This is a genomic window from Curtobacterium sp. 1544, assembly GCF_040544915.1.
Classification (GTDB): Bacteria; Actinomycetota; Actinomycetes; order Actinomycetales; family Microbacteriaceae; genus Curtobacterium; species Curtobacterium pusillum_C.
This window is the reverse complement of record NZ_JBEPKX010000003.1, coordinates 74,587-90,275: the sequence shown is the minus strand read 5'-3', so window position 1 is coordinate 90,275 and position 15,689 is coordinate 74,587. Positions and strand designations below refer to the sequence as shown.

21 protein-coding genes are annotated in these 15,689 nt (G+C 71.6%); 6 read left to right on the top strand and 15 right to left on the bottom strand.

What is annotated here, in order from left to right:
- Positions 1–17: 17 nt before the first annotated feature.
- A complete protein-coding gene (locus tag ABIC61_RS03130) occupies positions 18–833 on the top strand; it encodes a LysE/ArgO family amino acid transporter (RefSeq protein ID WP_354028794.1) in 816 nt (271 codons plus the stop codon).
- 23 nt (positions 834–856) lie between these two features.
- Here the strand turns inward: ABIC61_RS03130 and ABIC61_RS03125 are convergent, their stop codons facing one another.
- The 7 genes from ABIC61_RS03125 to ABIC61_RS03095 form a co-directional block, all read right to left on the bottom strand.
- A complete protein-coding gene (locus tag ABIC61_RS03125) occupies positions 857–2,332 on the bottom strand; it encodes an APC family permease (RefSeq protein WP_144753459.1) in 1,476 nt (491 codons plus the stop codon).
- Between the two features lie 144 nt (positions 2,333–2,476).
- Positions 2,477–3,358 (bottom strand): hypothetical protein, encoded by an 882-nt coding sequence (locus ABIC61_RS03120; protein ID WP_502908778.1) that lies wholly within the window; start codon positions 3,356–3,358, stop codon positions 2,477–2,479.
- Between the two features lie 14 nt (positions 3,359–3,372).
- Positions 3,373–4,191, bottom strand: a complete 819-nt coding sequence (locus ABIC61_RS03115) for an alpha/beta fold hydrolase (RefSeq protein WP_354028792.1) — start codon at positions 4,189–4,191, stop codon at positions 3,373–3,375.
- Between the two features lie 148 nt (positions 4,192–4,339).
- Positions 4,340–4,600 (bottom strand): type II toxin-antitoxin system RelE family toxin, encoded by a 261-nt coding sequence (locus tag ABIC61_RS03110; RefSeq protein ID WP_354028791.1) that lies wholly within the window; start codon positions 4,598–4,600, stop codon positions 4,340–4,342.
- A complete protein-coding gene (locus ABIC61_RS03105) occupies positions 4,597–4,857 on the bottom strand; it encodes a type II toxin-antitoxin system Phd/YefM family antitoxin (protein WP_354028790.1) in 261 nt (86 codons plus the stop codon). Before ABIC61_RS03105 ends, ABIC61_RS03110 begins: the two co-directional genes overlap by 4 nt.
- 28 nt (positions 4,858–4,885) lie before the next feature.
- Positions 4,886–5,398, bottom strand: a complete 513-nt coding sequence (locus ABIC61_RS03100) for a methylated-DNA--[protein]-cysteine S-methyltransferase (protein WP_144753473.1) — start codon at positions 5,396–5,398, stop codon at positions 4,886–4,888.
- On the bottom strand, positions 5,395–6,975 hold the full coding sequence (locus ABIC61_RS03095; protein WP_354028789.1) for an Ada metal-binding domain-containing protein: 1,581 nt from the start codon (positions 6,973–6,975) through the stop codon (positions 5,395–5,397). Before ABIC61_RS03095 ends, ABIC61_RS03100 begins: the two co-directional genes overlap by 4 nt.
- 89 nt (positions 6,976–7,064) lie before the next feature.
- Here ABIC61_RS03095 and ABIC61_RS03090 point away from each other — a divergent pair, with 89 nt between their 5' ends.
- Positions 7,065–7,637, top strand: a complete 573-nt coding sequence (locus ABIC61_RS03090) for a molybdenum cofactor biosysynthesis protein (RefSeq protein ID WP_354028788.1) — start codon at positions 7,065–7,067, stop codon at positions 7,635–7,637.
- 16 nt (positions 7,638–7,653) lie between these two features.
- On the opposite strand, the gene ABIC61_RS03085 is transcribed toward ABIC61_RS03090, so the two are convergent.
- The 5 genes from ABIC61_RS03085 to folE form a co-directional block, all read right to left on the bottom strand.
- Complete coding sequence (locus ABIC61_RS03085; protein ID WP_144753479.1) at positions 7,654–8,196, bottom strand: type 1 glutamine amidotransferase domain-containing protein; 543 nt, start codon at positions 8,194–8,196, stop codon at positions 7,654–7,656.
- 89 nt (positions 8,197–8,285) lie between these two features.
- Complete coding sequence (locus ABIC61_RS03080) at positions 8,286–8,939, bottom strand: HAD-IA family hydrolase (RefSeq protein WP_354028787.1); 654 nt, start codon at positions 8,937–8,939, stop codon at positions 8,286–8,288.
- 117 nt (positions 8,940–9,056) lie between these two features.
- Positions 9,057–9,809, bottom strand: coding sequence for a pyrimidine reductase family protein (locus ABIC61_RS03075; RefSeq protein WP_354028786.1), 753 nt, complete (start codon positions 9,807–9,809; stop codon positions 9,057–9,059).
- On the bottom strand, positions 9,806–10,744 hold the full coding sequence (gene folP / locus ABIC61_RS03070) for a dihydropteroate synthase (protein ID WP_354028785.1): 939 nt from the start codon (positions 10,742–10,744) through the stop codon (positions 9,806–9,808). Before folP ends, ABIC61_RS03075 begins: the two co-directional genes overlap by 4 nt.
- Positions 10,741–11,352 (bottom strand): GTP cyclohydrolase I, encoded by a 612-nt coding sequence (folE, locus tag ABIC61_RS03065; RefSeq protein ID WP_354028844.1) that lies wholly within the window; start codon positions 11,350–11,352, stop codon positions 10,741–10,743. Before folE ends, folP begins: the two co-directional genes overlap by 4 nt.
- Before the next feature lie 158 nt (positions 11,353–11,510).
- Between folE and ABIC61_RS03060 the strand changes: the two genes are divergently transcribed.
- Complete coding sequence (locus tag ABIC61_RS03060; protein WP_079237442.1) at positions 11,511–12,983, top strand: NCS2 family permease; 1,473 nt, start codon at positions 11,511–11,513, stop codon at positions 12,981–12,983.
- Positions 12,984–13,035: 52 nt separating this feature from the next.
- On the opposite strand, the gene ABIC61_RS03055 is transcribed toward ABIC61_RS03060, so the two are convergent.
- From ABIC61_RS03055 to ABIC61_RS03045, 3 genes are read right to left on the bottom strand one after another with little or no spacing between them, the layout of a single operon-like run.
- Positions 13,036–13,497 (bottom strand): hypothetical protein, encoded by a 462-nt coding sequence (locus tag ABIC61_RS03055; RefSeq protein WP_354028784.1) that lies wholly within the window; start codon positions 13,495–13,497, stop codon positions 13,036–13,038.
- 36 nt (positions 13,498–13,533) lie between these two features.
- Positions 13,534–13,881 carry a hypothetical protein gene (locus tag ABIC61_RS03050; protein ID WP_354028783.1) on the bottom strand — a complete coding sequence of 116 codons (348 nt, stop codon included), beginning with the start codon at positions 13,879–13,881 and terminating at the stop codon, positions 13,534–13,536.
- Positions 13,882–14,346: a prevent-host-death protein gene (locus tag ABIC61_RS03045; RefSeq protein ID WP_097181309.1), complete on the bottom strand. Its 465-nt coding sequence runs from the start codon at positions 14,344–14,346 to the stop codon at positions 13,882–13,884.
- A 136-nt stretch (positions 14,347–14,482) separates the two neighbouring features.
- Here ABIC61_RS03045 and ABIC61_RS03040 point away from each other — a divergent pair, with 136 nt between their 5' ends.
- The 3 genes from ABIC61_RS03040 to ABIC61_RS03030 are packed head-to-tail and all read left to right on the top strand — an operon-like array spanning position 14,483 to position 15,671.
- On the top strand, positions 14,483–14,746 hold the full coding sequence (locus ABIC61_RS03040; RefSeq protein ID WP_354028782.1) for a hypothetical protein: 264 nt from the start codon (positions 14,483–14,485) through the stop codon (positions 14,744–14,746).
- Positions 14,737–15,288 carry a DUF1697 domain-containing protein gene (locus ABIC61_RS03035; protein WP_354028781.1) on the top strand — a complete coding sequence of 184 codons (552 nt, stop codon included), beginning with the start codon at positions 14,737–14,739 and terminating at the stop codon, positions 15,286–15,288. Before ABIC61_RS03040 ends, ABIC61_RS03035 begins: the two co-directional genes overlap by 10 nt.
- Complete coding sequence (locus tag ABIC61_RS03030; protein ID WP_354028780.1) at positions 15,285–15,671, top strand: VOC family protein; 387 nt, start codon at positions 15,285–15,287, stop codon at positions 15,669–15,671. Before ABIC61_RS03035 ends, ABIC61_RS03030 begins: the two co-directional genes overlap by 4 nt.
- Positions 15,672–15,689 lie beyond the last annotated feature (18 nt).

The window sequence follows — 15,689 nt, the reverse complement described above, 5'->3', positions numbered from 1 at the left end:
GCACCTACCGTCGAACCGTGACCGCTCTCCTCCCCCTGCTCTCCGGCCTCGGCACCGGGCTCGCCCTCATCGTCGCGATCGGGGTGCAGAACACGTACCTGCTCCGGCTCGCGGTCAGTGCACGCCTGCAGGTCGTCGCGGTCGCGGTCGTGGTGTGCGCGGTCTCCGACGGGGTGCTCATCCTCGCGGGCGTGCTCGGCGTCGGGGTGGTGGTCGAGCGGTTCCCGGTCGCGATCGTCGTGATCCGGTTCGTCGGAGCGGCGTTCCTGCTCACCTACGGGGTGCTGGCCGCACGGCGGGCGCTCCGGCCGTCGGGCGACACGATGCGTGTCGAGCAGGACGCGCACGACGACGGCGCACCCGTCCTCGACGCGGGCGGGCACCCGGCGATGATCGCGCCCGCGGGTGGACATCGCGCCCCGGTGCACGCGGGCGCGACGTCCGGAGCGGGGCGCGACGCGGCCGAGGCGGTGGCCGCGACCACCCGCGCGGCGGAGGCTGCGGGGCGGACCCGCACCGTGCCTCCAGGCCGGCCCGCCCCGACCATGCGCGCGGCGGTCCTGACCATGCTCGTCTTCACCTGGGCGAACCCGCACGTCTACCTGGACACGCTGGTGTTCCTCGGTTCCGTCGCGAACCAGCAGGGCGTGGACGACCGCTGGTGGTGGACGATCGGCGCCGTGGCCGCGAGCTGCCTGTGGTTCGGCGCGCTCGGGTTCGGCGGGCGACTGCTCCGACCGCTGTTCGCGAAGCCGCTCACCTGGCGGGTGTTCGACGGTCTCGTCGCCCTGGTGATGCTCGGGTTCGGCGCCGCGCTCGCCCTCGGCGCGTAGCCCGAGCGACGGAACCCGAACCGCTACTGCAGGCCCTTGCCCACCCGGCTGTTCCGGCGGCTGTAGCCGAAGTAGATGACGAACCCGACGACGAGCCAGATCACGAACCGGAGCCAGGTCTCGACCTCGAGGTTCAGCATCAGCCAGAAGCACAGCACCGCCGACACGATCGGCAGCACCGGCGACCACGGCACCCGGAACGACCGGGGCGCGTCCGGCCGCGAACGACGCAGCACGATGATGCCGATCGACACCAGGACGAAGGCCGACAGCGTGCCGATGTTGATCATGCCCTCGAGCTTGTCCACCGCCGTGAAGCCGGCGAGCAGCGCCACGACGACACCCGCGACGACCTGCACCCGCACGGGTGTCTGCGTCTTCGGGTTGGTCTTCGAGAACCAGCGCGGCAGCAGCCCGTCGCGGCTCATCGAGAACACGATGCGGGACAGGCCGAGCAGCAGGACCATGACGACGGTCGTCAGACCGATGAGCGAGCCGATCGCGATGATCCCGGCGGCCCACGGCAGGCCGACGATGCTGAACGCCGAGGCGAGGGAGGGCGTGTCCTCCTGTGCGAGGCGCTGGTACGACACCATGCCGGTGATGACGACGCTCACGCCGACGTACAGCAGCGTGACGATGCCGAGACCGATGAAGATGCCGCGCGGCAGCGTCTTCTGCGGGTTCTCGGTCTCCTCGGCGCTGGTCGCGACGACGTCGAAGCCGATGAACGCGAAGAACACCAGCGACGCCGCGGCGAGCAGCCCGAAGACGCCGTACTGCGCGGGCTCGGACCCGGTGAACCAGGACACGAGCGACTGGGTCCAGACGCTGCCCTCGGCGCCCTTCGTCGGCTCGGCAGGCGGGATGAACGGGGTGAAGTTCGCGGCCTTCACGAAGAACGCACCGGCGACGATGACGAACACGACGATCGCGACCTTGATGATCGTGATGACGGCCGAGACACGGCTGGACAGGCGGGTGCCGAAGGCGAGCAACACCGTGAAGATGCCAACGATGAGCACCGGACCCCACGTGAAGCCGATCGGGCCGAGGGCGATGGTGCTCGGCAGGTCCACGCCGAACACCTTGAAGGCCTCGCTGAGGTAGATCCCCCAGTACTTCGCGATGACGGCGCTGGCGGTCAGGGTCTCGAGGATGAGGTCCCACCCGACGATCCAGGCGAGCAGCTCGCCCATCGTGGCGTAGGTGAACGTGTACGCGGAGCCGGCGACCGGGATCGTCGAGGCGAACTCGGCGTAGCACATGATCGCGAGGCCGCAGGTGACGGCGGCGAGCAGGAACGAGATGATGACGCCCGGGCCCGCGAAGTTCGCGGCGGCGTTCGCGCCCACCGAGAAGATGCCGGCACCGACCGCGACGGCGATGCCCATCGCCGCGATGTCGAAGGTCTTCAGCGACCGTTTGAGGGAGCGCCCCTTCTCCTCGGAGTCAGCGAGGGAGGCCTCGATCGACTTGATGCGGAGCTTCGGTGCCATGGGGTGGTTCCCGTCATCGGCTGGCGGCGGACCCCGTGAGGGTACTGGTGTACCAACCCGGCACGCAAATACTGCGGATGGGTTCCGTCCGGCGCTGCGACGCGCGGTGGCGCGTCCGGTGACCGCCTGGAGGCGCGGCTCGCCTCAGGCGGTCCGGCGCCAGTCCGCCAGGAACCGCGCTCCGGCATCGTCGTGGATCACGTCGTCGGGTGCGGTGAGCACCGGGTACGGCGTCGCCGGGACACCGTCGGACGGACGGACGTCGACGTGCGCGACCTCGTGCCCCTGCGCGTGCAGCCAGTCCGCCATCGCGTAGTCGCTCCGCGAGTCGCCCATCGTGCGCCAGGCCAGCGGCAGTTCGCCGTCCTGCGCGAGGAGCTCGAGGGAGCGCTCGGCCCCCATGTCCTTGCCGCTGCGGTCCGACTCCACGTCGGTCGAGATGATCGTCGGGTCGATGCGCCACTGGACGGCACCGTCGGCGTCGGGACGGACGTCGTCGAGCCGGCGGACACCGAGCCCGCGGCTCTGGAGCGCGGCCATCGCCCGCTCGTCGAACTCCGGTTGACGGGCGAGGTACGTCGCGTTCGGCACCTCGACGCGCTGCTCGATCGAGACCATCGCGCGCTTCGTCTCGTCGAAGAACACCAGGTCGGCGTACTCGTCGCGCACGAGCTCGCGCATCTCGTCGGCGTAGTCGCGGGGCAGCGCGAGGTCCTCGGCGACGGTGAGTTCGCCCATGCCGCCTTCGTACTGCGGGCCGATGGAACACCACACGGCGCCCTTCTCGCACACGGCGTGCACCCGGCCGCCCGCTGCGAGTCCGCCGGCCAGGAGCGGCCCCACGACCTCCTGCCGGATGAACGCGTCGCTCCGGCCGGTGTTGAACACGACGGGGATGCCCTCTGCTGCGAGCGCCACGAGGTCCTCGACGATGCTCGGGATCGCGATGGTGCGGGAGACGGGGCTGGCGATGGGCCCGTCGACGTCGAGCAGGAGTCCGAGACGTGGTGCGTTCACGATGTCCATCCTCGCAGCCCCGATCAGCCGCGCGCCGCACTCCGGGCGAGGAACCGGTCGAGGACGTGGCCGATCGCCTCGGGCTCGGGGACGTGTCCCTGGCCCGGCACCTCGGTGTACTCCGACCCCGGGACGGCCTCGACGACCGCTCGGGCCGCCTGCCGCATCCACTCCAGGCCGTCGCCGCCGGCACCGACGAGCACGGGGACGCCCACCGCTGCCGCGACCCGCTCCGGGATCGCGAGGCCGTTCAACACCCGGACGTCACGACTCAGGACGTGCGCGTCGACGACGAGTGACCGCCAGAGCGCACCCTTCAGCCGGAGCGCGGTGATCTGCCCCATCGGCACGCCGAGCACGTGGGCGAGGAACGCGCGGACGGCCTGCGCGCGACGGCCGACCGCCACGTGCTCGTCGAGGAGGTCCGCGAACACGACGTCGTCGGCGTGCGGATCGACGGTCGCGCGGTACGGCGGCTCCCAGAGCACGGCGGCGTCGAGCGGGACCCCGCCGGCGAGGCCGTGCAGGACGACGCCCGCGCCGACGCACAGCCCGAGCGCCGAGACGGGTCCGCCCACGCTGGCCACGACGGCCGCGAGGTCCTCGACCTCGCGGTCGATCGACCACGGGTCGGTGTCGCCGCTGGCCCCACGCCCGCGTCGGTCGTACGTGACGACCCGGTAGCGGTCGCGCAGGGTGCCGGCGAGACCGGACAGGTACGGCGTGCCGTGGTGGTCGAAGGCGCCGCCCACGACGACGAGCGCGGGACCGGTGCCCGCGTCGGACACGGCGATCACCGTTCCGTCGGCGGAGACGACCGTGCGGTCGACGTGCTGGTCCATGGGTTCCTCGAAGGTGGTTCGACCGCGGTGCATCGCAGGCGTCGGGTCCTTCGGGTCTGGTCCTGGCGGGTCGGTTGTGTCGAGCATGACAGCCTGGAGCGCTCCCGTCGACACCCGCAACCAGGGGGAGAACACCGTGTCGTCGTGGTCAGCGTTCCGGGTAGATCTCGCGTCGGTGTCCGGCGTTCACGACGACCACCACCAGCCGACCATCGTCGATGCGGTAGATCACCCGGTAGTCCCCCGCCCGGACTCGCCACTCCGGCCGGTTGACCAGTTTGCGGGCGGCCGGTGGCCTCGGCTGCTCCGACAGGATCACGAGGAGGCCTTCGACGAGGTGGCGCGCCTGCGGTGGGAGTTTCCGGATGGCTCGCGCTGCGCTTGGTCTGACGTCGACCTCGTACGTCATCCCACACCGAGTTCGCGCTTGAGGTCCTCCCACTTGACGTTCTCGCCACCGATGCGGGCGCTCTCCGCCTCGGCCTCTTCGACGGCCCGGAGGTCGTCGAGGTCCTCGGCCGCCTCGAGCAGACGGTCGAGGACGTCCGCGTCCACCACGGCCGCGACCCGTTTGTTGCGCCGCGTCAGGTAGACGGGCTCGTGCCGGGCATCGTCGATGATCGACGCCAGACGGCTGCGCGCTTCGGAGATCGACACTTCGCTCACCTGTACATTCTAGAGCGTTTTGTACAAGTCAGACCAGGGCCGTCGTGCCCACCGACTCCCGTTCGAGCAGCGCCCGCTTGACGTCGAGCCCCCACGCGAAGCCGCCGAGCGTGCCGTCGGTCCGGAGCACGCGGTGGCACGGCACGAACAGCGCCGGGGCGTTCCGGGCACACACGCTCGCCGCAGCCCGCACGGCGTCCGGCCGACCCATCGCCGCCGCGAACTCGGTGTAGGTCAGCACGGCGCCGGCCGGGATCAGCCGGAGCTGTCGCCAGCCCTCGGTGAAGAGCTCGGTGCCGAACTGCCTCACCGGGACCTGCATGGCGTGCTCGACCTCGCCCCCGTAGAAGGCGTCGACCGCCTCGGCCGAGGCGACCCGGCCGTCGGTGATGCGCTCGGGCCGGTGCTTGTCGGCGAGCCGGCCGAGGATGCGGTCGACGGAGTCCGTCCACCCCGAGGCGAGCACCCGGCCCTGCGCGTCCTCGAGCACGGTGAAGGGCCCGTCCGGGGTGTCCAGCGTCTGGATCGTTGCGTCGGTCATCGTTCGTCCTTCCGGGCGGCCTGTGCCGCAGTCGTCATGTGCGCCGCACCGGCCGTCGCGATCGCGCGGTCGATGATCGGTCGCCAGCAGTGCATCGTCAGGTAGCTCCGCCACGGCGCCACCTGCTCCGACCATAGGGAGAGCTCGCGCGCCGTCCCGGGCAGTCCGAGTTCCTGTGCACCGTTCCGCACGGCCAGGTCGCTGTGGAGGAACACGTCCGGGTGGTGGCGGACCCGGAGCGCCACGTAGTCGGCCGTCCAGGGTCCGATGCCCTTCACCGCCAGCAGCCCAGCGCGCAACTCGTCGAGGGACTGTCCGCCGTCGACGACGAGCGACCCGTCGGCGAGCGCCTCGGCGACCCGGATGATGGCGTCGACCCGGGCAGCGGGCCCGCGGAGGACCTCACGTGCCCGTGACGCGATCGTCGCGGCACGGGGGAAGAGCAGCCCGCCGTCGAGCACCGTGGCGGGCACCGGCGTCCCGAGCGCCGCGACGAGTCGGCTCTGCGCGGTCCGGGCCGCCGCGACGGAGACCTGCTGGCCGATGAGCGTGCGGAACACGATCTCGTGCGGGTCGACGGCGCCTGGGAGCCGGATGCCAGGGACCCGCTCCACGGCGCCGGCGAGCGCTGGCACCGCCCCGAGGACCGCGTCGACGGCAGCGGGGTCGGCGTCGAGGTCGAAGTACGAACGCACCCGCGCGACCAGCGTCGGCAGGTCCGAGAGGTCGCTGACCCGGACCCGCAGGTCGATCCCGGTGCCGCGACCAGGCGCCCTGGAACCGGCCGCCCCGGTGTCCGCAGCCGACGCGCTGAACCAGGCCGGGCCTCCAGGCAGGTCCAGCACCCGCCCGTACGACGTGACGCGCCCCGAGGCGTCCGTGCCCACCTGTTCCGTGCCCGGCAGAGCGTGCAACGCGTGCCAGTCGAGCAGGCCCTGCGCGTCGAACGGCGCCCGGGCGGGGAGGTGCACGTGGAGCGCGCCGTCCTCGACCGGCCGGACCACGCGTCGGGCGCGGAGCTCGGAGGGGGTGACGGCGAAGACCTCGCGGACGGTGTCGTTGAACTGGCGGACGCTCGCGAACCCCGCGGCGAAGGCGACGTCGGCGATCGGGAGGTCCGACGACGTCAGCAGACTCCGCGCGGTCTGCGCGCGGTGCGCCCGGCTGAGCGCCTTCGGTCCGGCGCCGAGCTCGGCGGTCATGATGCGGTTCAGCTGCCGCTCCGAGTACCCGACGCGGGCGGCGAGCCCCGGGACGCCGTCGCGTTCGACGACGCCGTCGAGGACGAGCCGCATGGCGCGTCCGGCGACGTCCTCGCGCAGGTCCCACTCGGGGCTGCCGGGTGTCGCCTCCGGCAGGCAGCGCTTGCAGGCACGGAAGCCCGCGAGGTGCGCCGCCGCGCTGGTCCGGTAGAAGGTGACGCCGGACTCCTTCGGGGTCCTGGCGGGGCACGACGGGCGGCAGTAGATGCCGGTGGAGTGCACGGCGGTGACGAACTGACCGTCGAACCGGGCGTCGCGGGAGGCGACGACACGGTAGCGCTCAGCGTGCAGCGCGTCGGTTCCGGGGGAGGACATGGGTCCAGCCTGACACGGGTCACCGACATCGACTGGCGGAAATCGGACGGGGCAGCGGACGGCCTGGAGGCACGGCTAGCGTGGGGCGGGTGACCTCAGTGGACGACGTGGCCGGCCCCGGCGACCTGCGGTACCGGACCGACGTCGAGATCGCGTTGCTGCTGGTGTCCCGGCGGCACCGGTACGAGGGCCGGGCGGCCGACGGCGCCCTGCCGGTCCGTGCGGACGACCCGGACGAACTGCGCGACCACGTCGAGCTCCGCGCCGGGCTCGGGATCGTCGGCGACCGCTACTTCGCGTCCCGGGCGCACGTGCACGCCTCGGTGACGGTGATCGGACTCGAGGCGCTCGAGGCCGTCGGAGCCACGCTCGGCGTCGACGTCGATCCGGTGGCGACCCGGCGGAACGTGTTCCTGCGCGGCGCCGACGTCGAGGCACTCCGGGGCGAGGAGTTCTCACTGCAGAGCCCCGGCGGCGAACCCGTCCTCTTCCGCGGGTACCGACCGGCGAACCCGTGCGCGTGGATGGACCACGAGGTCGCGCCGGGGGCGTTCCGGGCGATGCGGGGGCGGGCCGGGGTGCGGTGCGACCCCGGGTCCGACGGCGTGCTCGCCCTCGGTCCCGCGGTGCTCCGCACGGCCCGCCCGGTCGCGCTCGGGTGAGTGCGTTCGGCGCTTGCTAGGCGGTGAGCGCCGACTCGATCGCGTCGACGAACGCGGGGAGGTCGTCGGGGTTCCGGGACGTGATCAGGCCGCCGTCGACCTGGACCTCGCGGTCGACCCACTCGGCGCCGGCGTTCCGCACGTCGGTCTGCAGCGACGGGAACGACGTGATCGTCTTCCCCGAGACGACCCCGGCCTCGATGAGGGTCCACGGGCCGTGGCAGATCGCGGCGACGGGCGTCCCCGCTTCGACGAAGGCCGAGACGAGCGCGACCGCCTGCTGATCGGTGCGCAGGGTGTCGGCGTTGATCGTGCCGCCGGGGACGACGAGCGCGTCGAACGACCCCGCGTTGACACCGGCGATGGTGGTGTCCGGCTCGAGTGTCTTCCCCGGGTCCTTGTCGCCGACGAGCGTCTGGATCGTCCCGGTCTCCTGCGCCGCCACCGTCACGGTTGCACCGCGCTCACGGAGCTGGTCGACCGGGACGACGATCTCGTCCTGCTCGACCCCGTAGTTCGTCGCGATGACGAGGATCTTCTTGCCGTCGAGGGCTGCCATGGTCGCTCCTTCCGCGGCCCGGTCGTTCCGGCCGCACCGTCCACGGTGGCCGGGAGACGCTGGACGTGTCCGCAGGACGGAGCCGGTGCTCAGCCGCGGATGCGGAAAGCGGACCCTTCGACCTCGACGGTGATGCCGTCGTACCCCGCGACGCGGTAGAGCCCCGCTGTGACGTCGGCCTCGAGTGCCCCGACGACGACCGTTGTGGCGCCGGAGGCGATCGCGGCCTCGAGCCCGGCGGGGGCGTCCTCGAACGCGGCGCACTCCGCCGGGTCCACGCCGAGCAGGGCGGCACCGCGGAGGTACCCGTCGGGGTGCGGCTTGCCGTGGTCGACGTCCTCGGAGGCGACGAGCGCCTCGGGTACGTGCACCCCGGCGGCCCGCATCCGGTTCACGGCCAGGTCGCGCGGTGCACTCGTGACGAGGGCGACCGGCACCCCGGCGTCGACCAGGCGGGACACGAACGCGGCGGCACCCGGGACCTCGAGGATCCCGTCGACGTTGTCCACCTCGGCCGCGATCATCTCGTCGACGATGCGGTGCTGCTCGGCCTCGTCGAGGTCCGGCAAGAAGTGCCGCACGGTGTCGATCGTCTGGCGGCCGTGCGAGAACGCGAGGATCGTCTGCGGGTCGAGGTCGTGCCGCTGGCCGAACCCGGTCCAGGCGGCCTCCACCACGGCGGTCGAGTCGACGAGGGTCCCGTCCATGTCGAAGAGGACCCCGGACGCCACGATGTCGATCACGCGCCCGACCCTAGCGTGCCGACCCGGTCGTCGAGTGAGCAGGAATCGTCGAGTGCCGTCGGGCCACCCGACGATTCCTGCTCAGTCGACGGGGTCGGGGCCCGTTATCCGGCGCGGCTACCCGCGCGCGCGGACGGAGCGGGTGAGGAGGACGTCGCCCGCGCCGCGGAGCACGTGCGCGGGGCGCATGCGGCGCAGCTCCGGCGAGGTACCCCGCACGATCCGCGGGGCGGCGCCACCCTCGAGCACCGGGTCGATCGTCAGCGTCAGCTCGTCGACGAGGTCCGCCGCCACGAGCGAGCCGAGGAACGACGGACCGCCCTCGCAGTGGATCGTCCCGAGGCCGCGCGCCACCAGGGCGTCCCGGACGAGCACGGCGTCGACCTCGTCCGGCGAAGCCGCAGGGCTGCACGGCACGACCTCGGCGACGGCGGCGAGGTCCGCGCCACGGTCCGACGACGCCGCAGCCGCCGACGTCAGCACGATCGGCCGCACGGGCGCCGCCGTGAACACCCGCGAGTCCGCGTCGAGCGACAGCGACCCGGACACGATCGCGAACACCGGGTGGTCGGACATCCCGTGTTCCCGGCGCCAGGCCACGTCGGCGTCGTGCAGGACCATCGGCCCGTAGCCCTCGTCACGCACGGTCCCGGCGGCGACGAGGACCACGTCGGCCATCCGGCGCAGCAGGTCGAACACGCGGAGGTCGTCCGGCCCGCCGAGCGACCCGGAGAGCCCACCGGCGGAAGCGGCACCGTCGAGCGTCGCCACGAAGTTCACGCGCAGCCACGGCGACCCCGCACCCGCGGCGTACAGCGCGAGCAGCTCGTCGTCGGAGAGCTCCGCGACCGCGGGTGGCAGGAGGTTCACGTGTTGTGCCTCGACTCGACCGGCTCGCGCCAGCCCAGGGTCGCCTCCACCATCCGCATCGCGTCGACGCTCTCGACCACGTCGTGCATCCGGACGATCCGGGCACCGAGCATCGCGCTCACCGTGGCCACGGCGAGCGACCCGGCCAGCCGTTCCCCGCGCGGACGACCGAGCGACTCCCCCACGAAGTCCTTGTTCGACACCGCCGCGAGCACCGGGTACCCGAGCGCGACGACCTCGGGCAGCCGACGGGTGAGTTCGAGGGTGTGCACCGTGTTCTTGTTGAGGTCGTGCCCGGGGTCGACGATGATCCGGGAATCGGGGACGCCCGCGGCGAGCGCCCGGTCGACGCGCTCCCGGAGGAACCCGACGACCGAGCCCGTGACGTCGTCGTACTGCGGTGGTGCGGGCAACGGACGGCGGGGCTCGGCGAGCGAGTGCGTGATGACGATCGTCGCGTCCGAGTCCGCCACCACGCGCGCCATCCGCGGGTCGGACAGGCCGGTGGTGTCGTTGACGACGCTCGCCCCGGCCTCGATCGCGGCGGCGGCGACCTCGGGGCGGAAGGTGTCGACGCTGATGGTCACGTCGGACTCCTGCGCGAGCTGCCGGACGACGGGCACGACGCGGTCGATCTCGTCCGCGGTGGGCAGTTCCGGCCCCGGTGCGAACTTGACGCCGCCGATGTCCACCCAGTCGGCGCCCTGCTCGGCGGCACGGACGGCAGCCTCGACGGCACGGTCGAGCTCGAACGTCGCGCCACGGTCGTGGAACGAGTCCGGTGTGCGGTTGACGATCGCCATGACGGCGATGCGGTGGTCGAAGTCGAACGTGCGACGCCCGATGGTCCGGACGGGGTCGCGCAGGTCGGGCACCACCCAGCCGGGTGCGGTGGACAGGGCCGGGAGGCGCGGCTCGGCCCGTTCCGTCGTCATGCGTCCGCCTCGGGGTCGGCTCCAGTGCCCGCACCGGCTCCGGCGCCGGCGCCGATCAGCGCGATCGCCTCGGCCCGCCCGGCGGCGTCCGCGAGGCTGCCGGTCGCCGCGACGGTGACCGTCGTCGACCCCGACTGCCGTTCACCACGGGTGGTAACACACTGGTGCTGCGCGTCGAGGACCACGAGGACCCCGACGGCGCCGAGCCCCTCCGCGATGGTCGCCGCGACCTGCTCGCCGAGACGCTCCTGCAGCTGCGGGCGTGAGGCAGCGGCGTCGAGCACGCGCGACAGGGTCCCGAGGCCGATCAGCCGGTCGCCGGGCGCGTACGCCAGGTGGGCGACCCCGGTGAACGGCAGCAGGTGGTGCTCGCACACGGAACGGAACCGGACGTCCCGCACGATGACGAGCTGCCCGCGTTCGCCGTCCTCGGCGTGCACGGTGCCCTCGCGGGCGATCGCCACCGCATCCGTGCCGATGCCGGCGAAGAACTCGGAGTAGGCGTCGGCCACCCGGGAGGGGGTGCGCTCCAGCTCGGGTCGGTCGGGGTCCTCGCCGATCGCCAGCAGCAGCTCGCGCACCGCGGCCTCGACGCGGGCACGGTCCATGCGTGACGTCACCTGTTCATCCAACACCAGCCACGGCCCGAGGACGCGAGCGGTTGCCGGGCGTGACGTACCCCGGTGAGGCGAGCCGCGCCTCCAGGCCGACTACCTGTGTGGATGCTGTGACACGCCGGAAACCCAGCGTCCTTTAACCTTGATCGGTGAGCGCCCCGCAGACCGACACCACACCCCGGAACCGCTTCGCGACCGGCCTCGACCGCTTCTTCTCGATCACGCACCGCGGATCGACGATCCCCCGCGAGATCCGCGGTGGTCTCGTCTCCTTCGTGACCATGGCGTACATCGTCATCCTCAACCCGCTCATCCTCGGTGGGTTCAGCCAGGACCAGGCACCGCAGGACGTCCTCGGCGGCTGGCTGCAGAACGCGCAGGTCGCCGCGGCCACCGGGCTCGTCGCCGGTCTCATGACGATCGCGATGGGCCTCATCGCGAACCTGCCGTTCGGCATCGCGGCGGGGCTCGGGATCAACTCGTTCCTCGCCGTCAGCGTCGTGCACCAGGTCACCTGGGCCGAGGCGATGGGCCTCGTCGTCATCAACGGCGTCGTGATCGTGATCCTGGCGCTCACCGGCATCCGGACGATGATCTTCACCGCGGTCCCGCCGCAGCTCAAGGCCGCGATCACGGTCGGGATCGGCCTGTTCATCGCGTTCATCGGCCTCGTCGACTCCGGCTTCGTCCGCACCACGAAGAACGCCTCGCCGCCGCTGCAGCTCGGTGAGGACGGCTCCGTGTCGGCCCTGCCCACGATCGTGTTCCTGATCGGCCTCGTCATCATCGGCACGCTCATGGCCCGCAAGGTCAAGGGCGCACTGCTCATCGGCATCGTGGCGACGACGATCATCGCGATCATCCTGCAGGCGATCTTCAAGGTGCCGACCTCGGTCGACTCCCCCACCGGTTGGAACCTCAACGCCCCCGGTCTGCCGAGTGCCCTGTTCGCCGTCCCGGACCTGTCGTTGGTCGGGCACGCGGACGTCTTCGGCGCCTTCACCCGCATCGGCCCGATCGCCGCGTCGATGCTCGTCTTCACCCTCGTCTTCACGAACTTCTTCGACGCGATGGGCACCATGACCGGTCTCGCGAAGGCCGCCGGCGTCGCGAACGCCGACGGCACCTTCCCCCGCCTGAAGTCCGCACTCGTCGTCGAGGGTGCCGGTGCGATCGCCGGTGGTGGCGCCTCGGTGTCGTCGAACACCGTCTTCATCGACTCGGCCGCCGGCATCGGCGAGGGCGCCCGGACCGGCATGGCCTCCGTCGTGACCGGCCTGCTGTTCCTGGCGTCGATGTTCCTGACGCCGCTCACCCAGGTCGTCCCGCTCGAGGTCGCCGCCGCCGGACTCGTCGTCGTCGGTGCGCTCATGGTCGCGCAGGTGAAGGACATCGACTGGACCGACTTCGGTGCAGCGCTGCCGGCGTTCCTGACGATCGTGATCATGCCGCTGACGTACTCGATCGCGAACGGCATCGGCGCGGGCTTCATCAGCTGGGTGCTCATCAAGCTGCTGTCCGGCCGTGGTCGTCAGGTCTCGTGGCTGCTGTACGTCGTCGCGGCGGGCTTCCTGCTGTACTTCGCGCGGGGGCCGCTGGAGGCAGTGCTCGGCGTCGGCTGACGCGCGGGTCGGACGCGGCTCGCGCGCTCCGTCTTCTCCTGGAGGCGCGGTGTCAGTCCGCCAGGTCGCTCGGCGTGGCCTCGTGGTGGCGTCGACCAGCCGTGCGACGGTCCTCCTTCATGGCCGCCTCGAACAGGTGCTTCCGTCCCTGCACGAGTTCGTCACGCGCGGTGCGCTCGAGCTCCTTCGCGAGGGCGTAGTAGCCCTCGTCGTAGTCCTCGATGACCTGGAACGTCCACCGGCCGGCGATGACGTTCCGCCCGACGAGCTCGGTGTCGATCCGGTCGGCGAGGTCCGTGTGCCCCGCCTTCCGGAGCTGCTCGACCGCCTCGCCGAGGTTCAGATCGGCCGTGCCGGTGAGGCGGTGGAAGCCGTACAGCAGCCCGCGAGCGTGCTCGATGACCTCGACCGCGGCCGACAGCGACCCGAGGGCCTCGACCGTGGCGTCGGTCACCCCCTCGGGAACCTGGTGCAGCTCGTCGGGTCCCTGGTCATCATGTGGTTCGTCCGTCATGGGTCCCGTCTACCGGAGTGCGACTGCGGCGGCTCTCTACTTCGTGGCGTTCGGTTGGTGGGTGTGGACAGCGAGGAGGTGGACCGTACGGTTCGCCTCATCGACCGTGAACCAGATCCGTGCGCCACGCTTCAGTTCGTACTGCCGGCGGACCCAGTCGCGACCGGAGTGCGTGACGACACCGAGCTCGCCGCGGAGTGCGTGGCACGCAAGGTCCTCGCTCACCGGGTCCGACGTGAGGCGTTCCCAGGCACCGACGACAGCGTTCCGCTGCGTCGCGACGACGTCACGCCAGCCCTGCTCTGCGGCGCGGGTCACGAAGACGATCGTGAACTCGGTGGTGCGCACCGGTCGCGACACACCGGCTCGCCGTGCGCCCAGCATTCAGGGCTTCTCGACGACGACGGGCTCGTCGAGCAACTCGGGCTCGGTCGTCTCCCAACCGGCAGCGATCGCCTCGGCGGAATTGCGCCAGGCCTGCATCTCGAGCAGGAGCCGACGGGGCTGCCGGAGCGAGAACGACCCGCGGGCGACGTCGACGATCTCGCGTGCGAACTGCTGCTGATCGGCACGGCTGAGCATCTTCAGCCACGGGTACGGGATCGCGAGCCGGTCGTGCAGCGGGAGGTGCTCGTTCACCGTCACCGCGGCGATGAGCTGCGCAGCGATGTCGAGGACCGCTTCATCGTCGTCCGAGCGCTCCTTCGTGGTGAGCACCAGCGGTTTCCCGTCTCGCCGGGTCACCTCCAGAGGCTCCTGCTCGGCCGCGGCGAAGACGTCTTTCGCATGTCTGGACAGGTCGGACGACTGCACGGATCGGCGGGTCCGGGCGGGCGCGAGGAGAGTCATGTCGGAAGGTCATTCAGAACGTGTTCTGAACGCAACTCTCGCTGTTCAGCCGCGACGCGCCGAGCTTCGATGCGACTGTTGCGACGGCCCGATCCGCGACCTAGCATTCGAACACACGTTCGAACGGAGGATCCCGATGATGGTCATCGACACGGCCGCCACGGTGTGGTGGTCCGACGGCGTCCCCACGCGGATGGTCTGGGCCGGACGGCGGTGGCGGGTGAGCGACACACCGACCCGCCTGACGGTGACGCGTTCAGAACTGCCGACCGCGATCACCCACGCGCCCGAGCGCACCGTCGGCTGGCGTTTCCAGGCCACGGCGGACGAGGGGGAGTCACTCGTGGTGGACATCGTCCCGGAAGGCGGCGGCTGGGGAGTCGCCCGGACGTGGACGTGACTGCCCGCGCCCGCTACGGTTCCGGCACGACCAGGTGGGTCGCGCTGCTGCGCGGGGTGAACGTCAACGGGATCACGATCACGAGCGCGGACCTCGCGTCGCTGTTCCGGGATCGCGGGTACCAGGACGTCCGGACGGTCCTCGCCTCGGGCAACGTGGTGTTCACGTCCGACGGCTCGGCCGGCGCTCTGAAGACCGACATCGAGCAGGCGCTCCGTGACCGGTTCGGCTACGACGCCTGGATCGTGCTGGTCCAGCACGAGGACCTCGCATCGATCGTGGACGGCTTCCCGTTCGACTCCACCGAGGACCGGCACGACTACGTGGTGTTCGGCTCCGACGAGGACGCGCTCGACGACCTGCTCGCCGACCTCGAACTCGACGAGTCCGTCGAACGCGTCGCCCGCGGATCCGGCGTCGTCTACTGGTCGTGCCCGAAGGGGTCGAGCACGGACACGGCCTTCGCGAGACGAGCGGGGGCCGCACGGTTCAAGCGCACCACCACGACCCGGAACGCGAACACGCTCCGGAAACTCCTGTGACGCGGGGCGCGCTGCACCACGTCGAGCTGCGCACCGCCGACCTCGGCGTGGCCGAGCCCGCCTGGGACTGGCTGCTCGGAGAGCTCGGGTACGAACCCTTCCAGCGGTGGGACGACGGCCGGAGCTGGCGCCGCGGCGAGGTGTACATCGTGCTCGAGTCGGCACCGCTCGACGGAACACACGACCGCCGGAGGCCCGGGCTGAGCCACCTCGCGTTCCACGCCGGCGACCAGGCCGACGTCGCTCGACTCTGGGAGGCAGCGCCGGACCACGGATGGAGCCGGCTGTACGCCGACCGGCACCCGCACGCCGGCGGCCCTGAGCACCACGCTGCGTTCCTGGAGGACACCGAACGGTTCAAGGTGGAGCTCGTCGCACGCTGAACCGCCCGGCGGCCCCGG

What these genes read in the sequence shown, in the direction of transcription:
- ABIC61_RS03115 (WP_354028792.1), bottom strand. Translation starts at nt 4,191, where the DNA reads ATGGACCAGCACGTCGACCGCACGGTCGTCTCCGCCGACGGAACGGTG.
- ABIC61_RS03050 (WP_354028783.1), bottom strand. Translation starts at nt 13,881, where the DNA reads ATGCTGGGCGCACGGCGAGCCGGTGTGTCGCGACCGGTGCGCACCACC.
- ABIC61_RS03045 (WP_097181309.1), bottom strand. Translation starts at nt 14,346, where the DNA reads ATGACTCTCCTCGCGCCCGCCCGGACCCGCCGATCCGTGCAGTCGTCC.
- folP (WP_354028785.1), bottom strand. Translation starts at nt 10,744, where the DNA reads ATGACGACGGAACGGGCCGAGCCGCGCCTCCCGGCCCTGTCCACCGCA.
- ABIC61_RS03100 (WP_144753473.1), bottom strand. Translation starts at nt 5,398, where the DNA reads ATGACCGACGCAACGATCCAGACGCTGGACACCCCGGACGGGCCCTTC.
- ABIC61_RS03110 (WP_354028791.1), bottom strand. Translation starts at nt 4,600, where the DNA reads ATGACGTACGAGGTCGACGTCAGACCAAGCGCAGCGCGAGCCATCCGG.
- ABIC61_RS03040 (WP_354028782.1), top strand. Translation starts at nt 14,483, where the DNA reads ATGATGGTCATCGACACGGCCGCCACGGTGTGGTGGTCCGACGGCGTC.
- ABIC61_RS03125 (WP_144753459.1), bottom strand. Translation starts at nt 2,332, where the DNA reads ATGGCACCGAAGCTCCGCATCAAGTCGATCGAGGCCTCCCTCGCTGAC.
- ABIC61_RS03120 (WP_502908778.1), bottom strand. Translation starts at nt 3,358, where the DNA reads ATGGACATCGTGAACGCACCACGTCTCGGACTCCTGCTCGACGTCGAC.
- folE (WP_354028844.1), bottom strand. Translation starts at nt 11,352, where the DNA reads ATGGACCGTGCCCGCGTCGAGGCCGCGGTGCGCGAGCTGCTGCTGGCG.
- ABIC61_RS03085 (WP_144753479.1), bottom strand. Translation starts at nt 8,196, where the DNA reads ATGGCAGCCCTCGACGGCAAGAAGATCCTCGTCATCGCGACGAACTAC.
- ABIC61_RS03095 (WP_354028789.1), bottom strand. Translation starts at nt 6,975, where the DNA reads ATGTCCTCCCCCGGAACCGACGCGCTGCACGCTGAGCGCTACCGTGTC.
- ABIC61_RS03055 (WP_354028784.1), bottom strand. Translation starts at nt 13,497, where the DNA reads ATGACGGACGAACCACATGATGACCAGGGACCCGACGAGCTGCACCAG.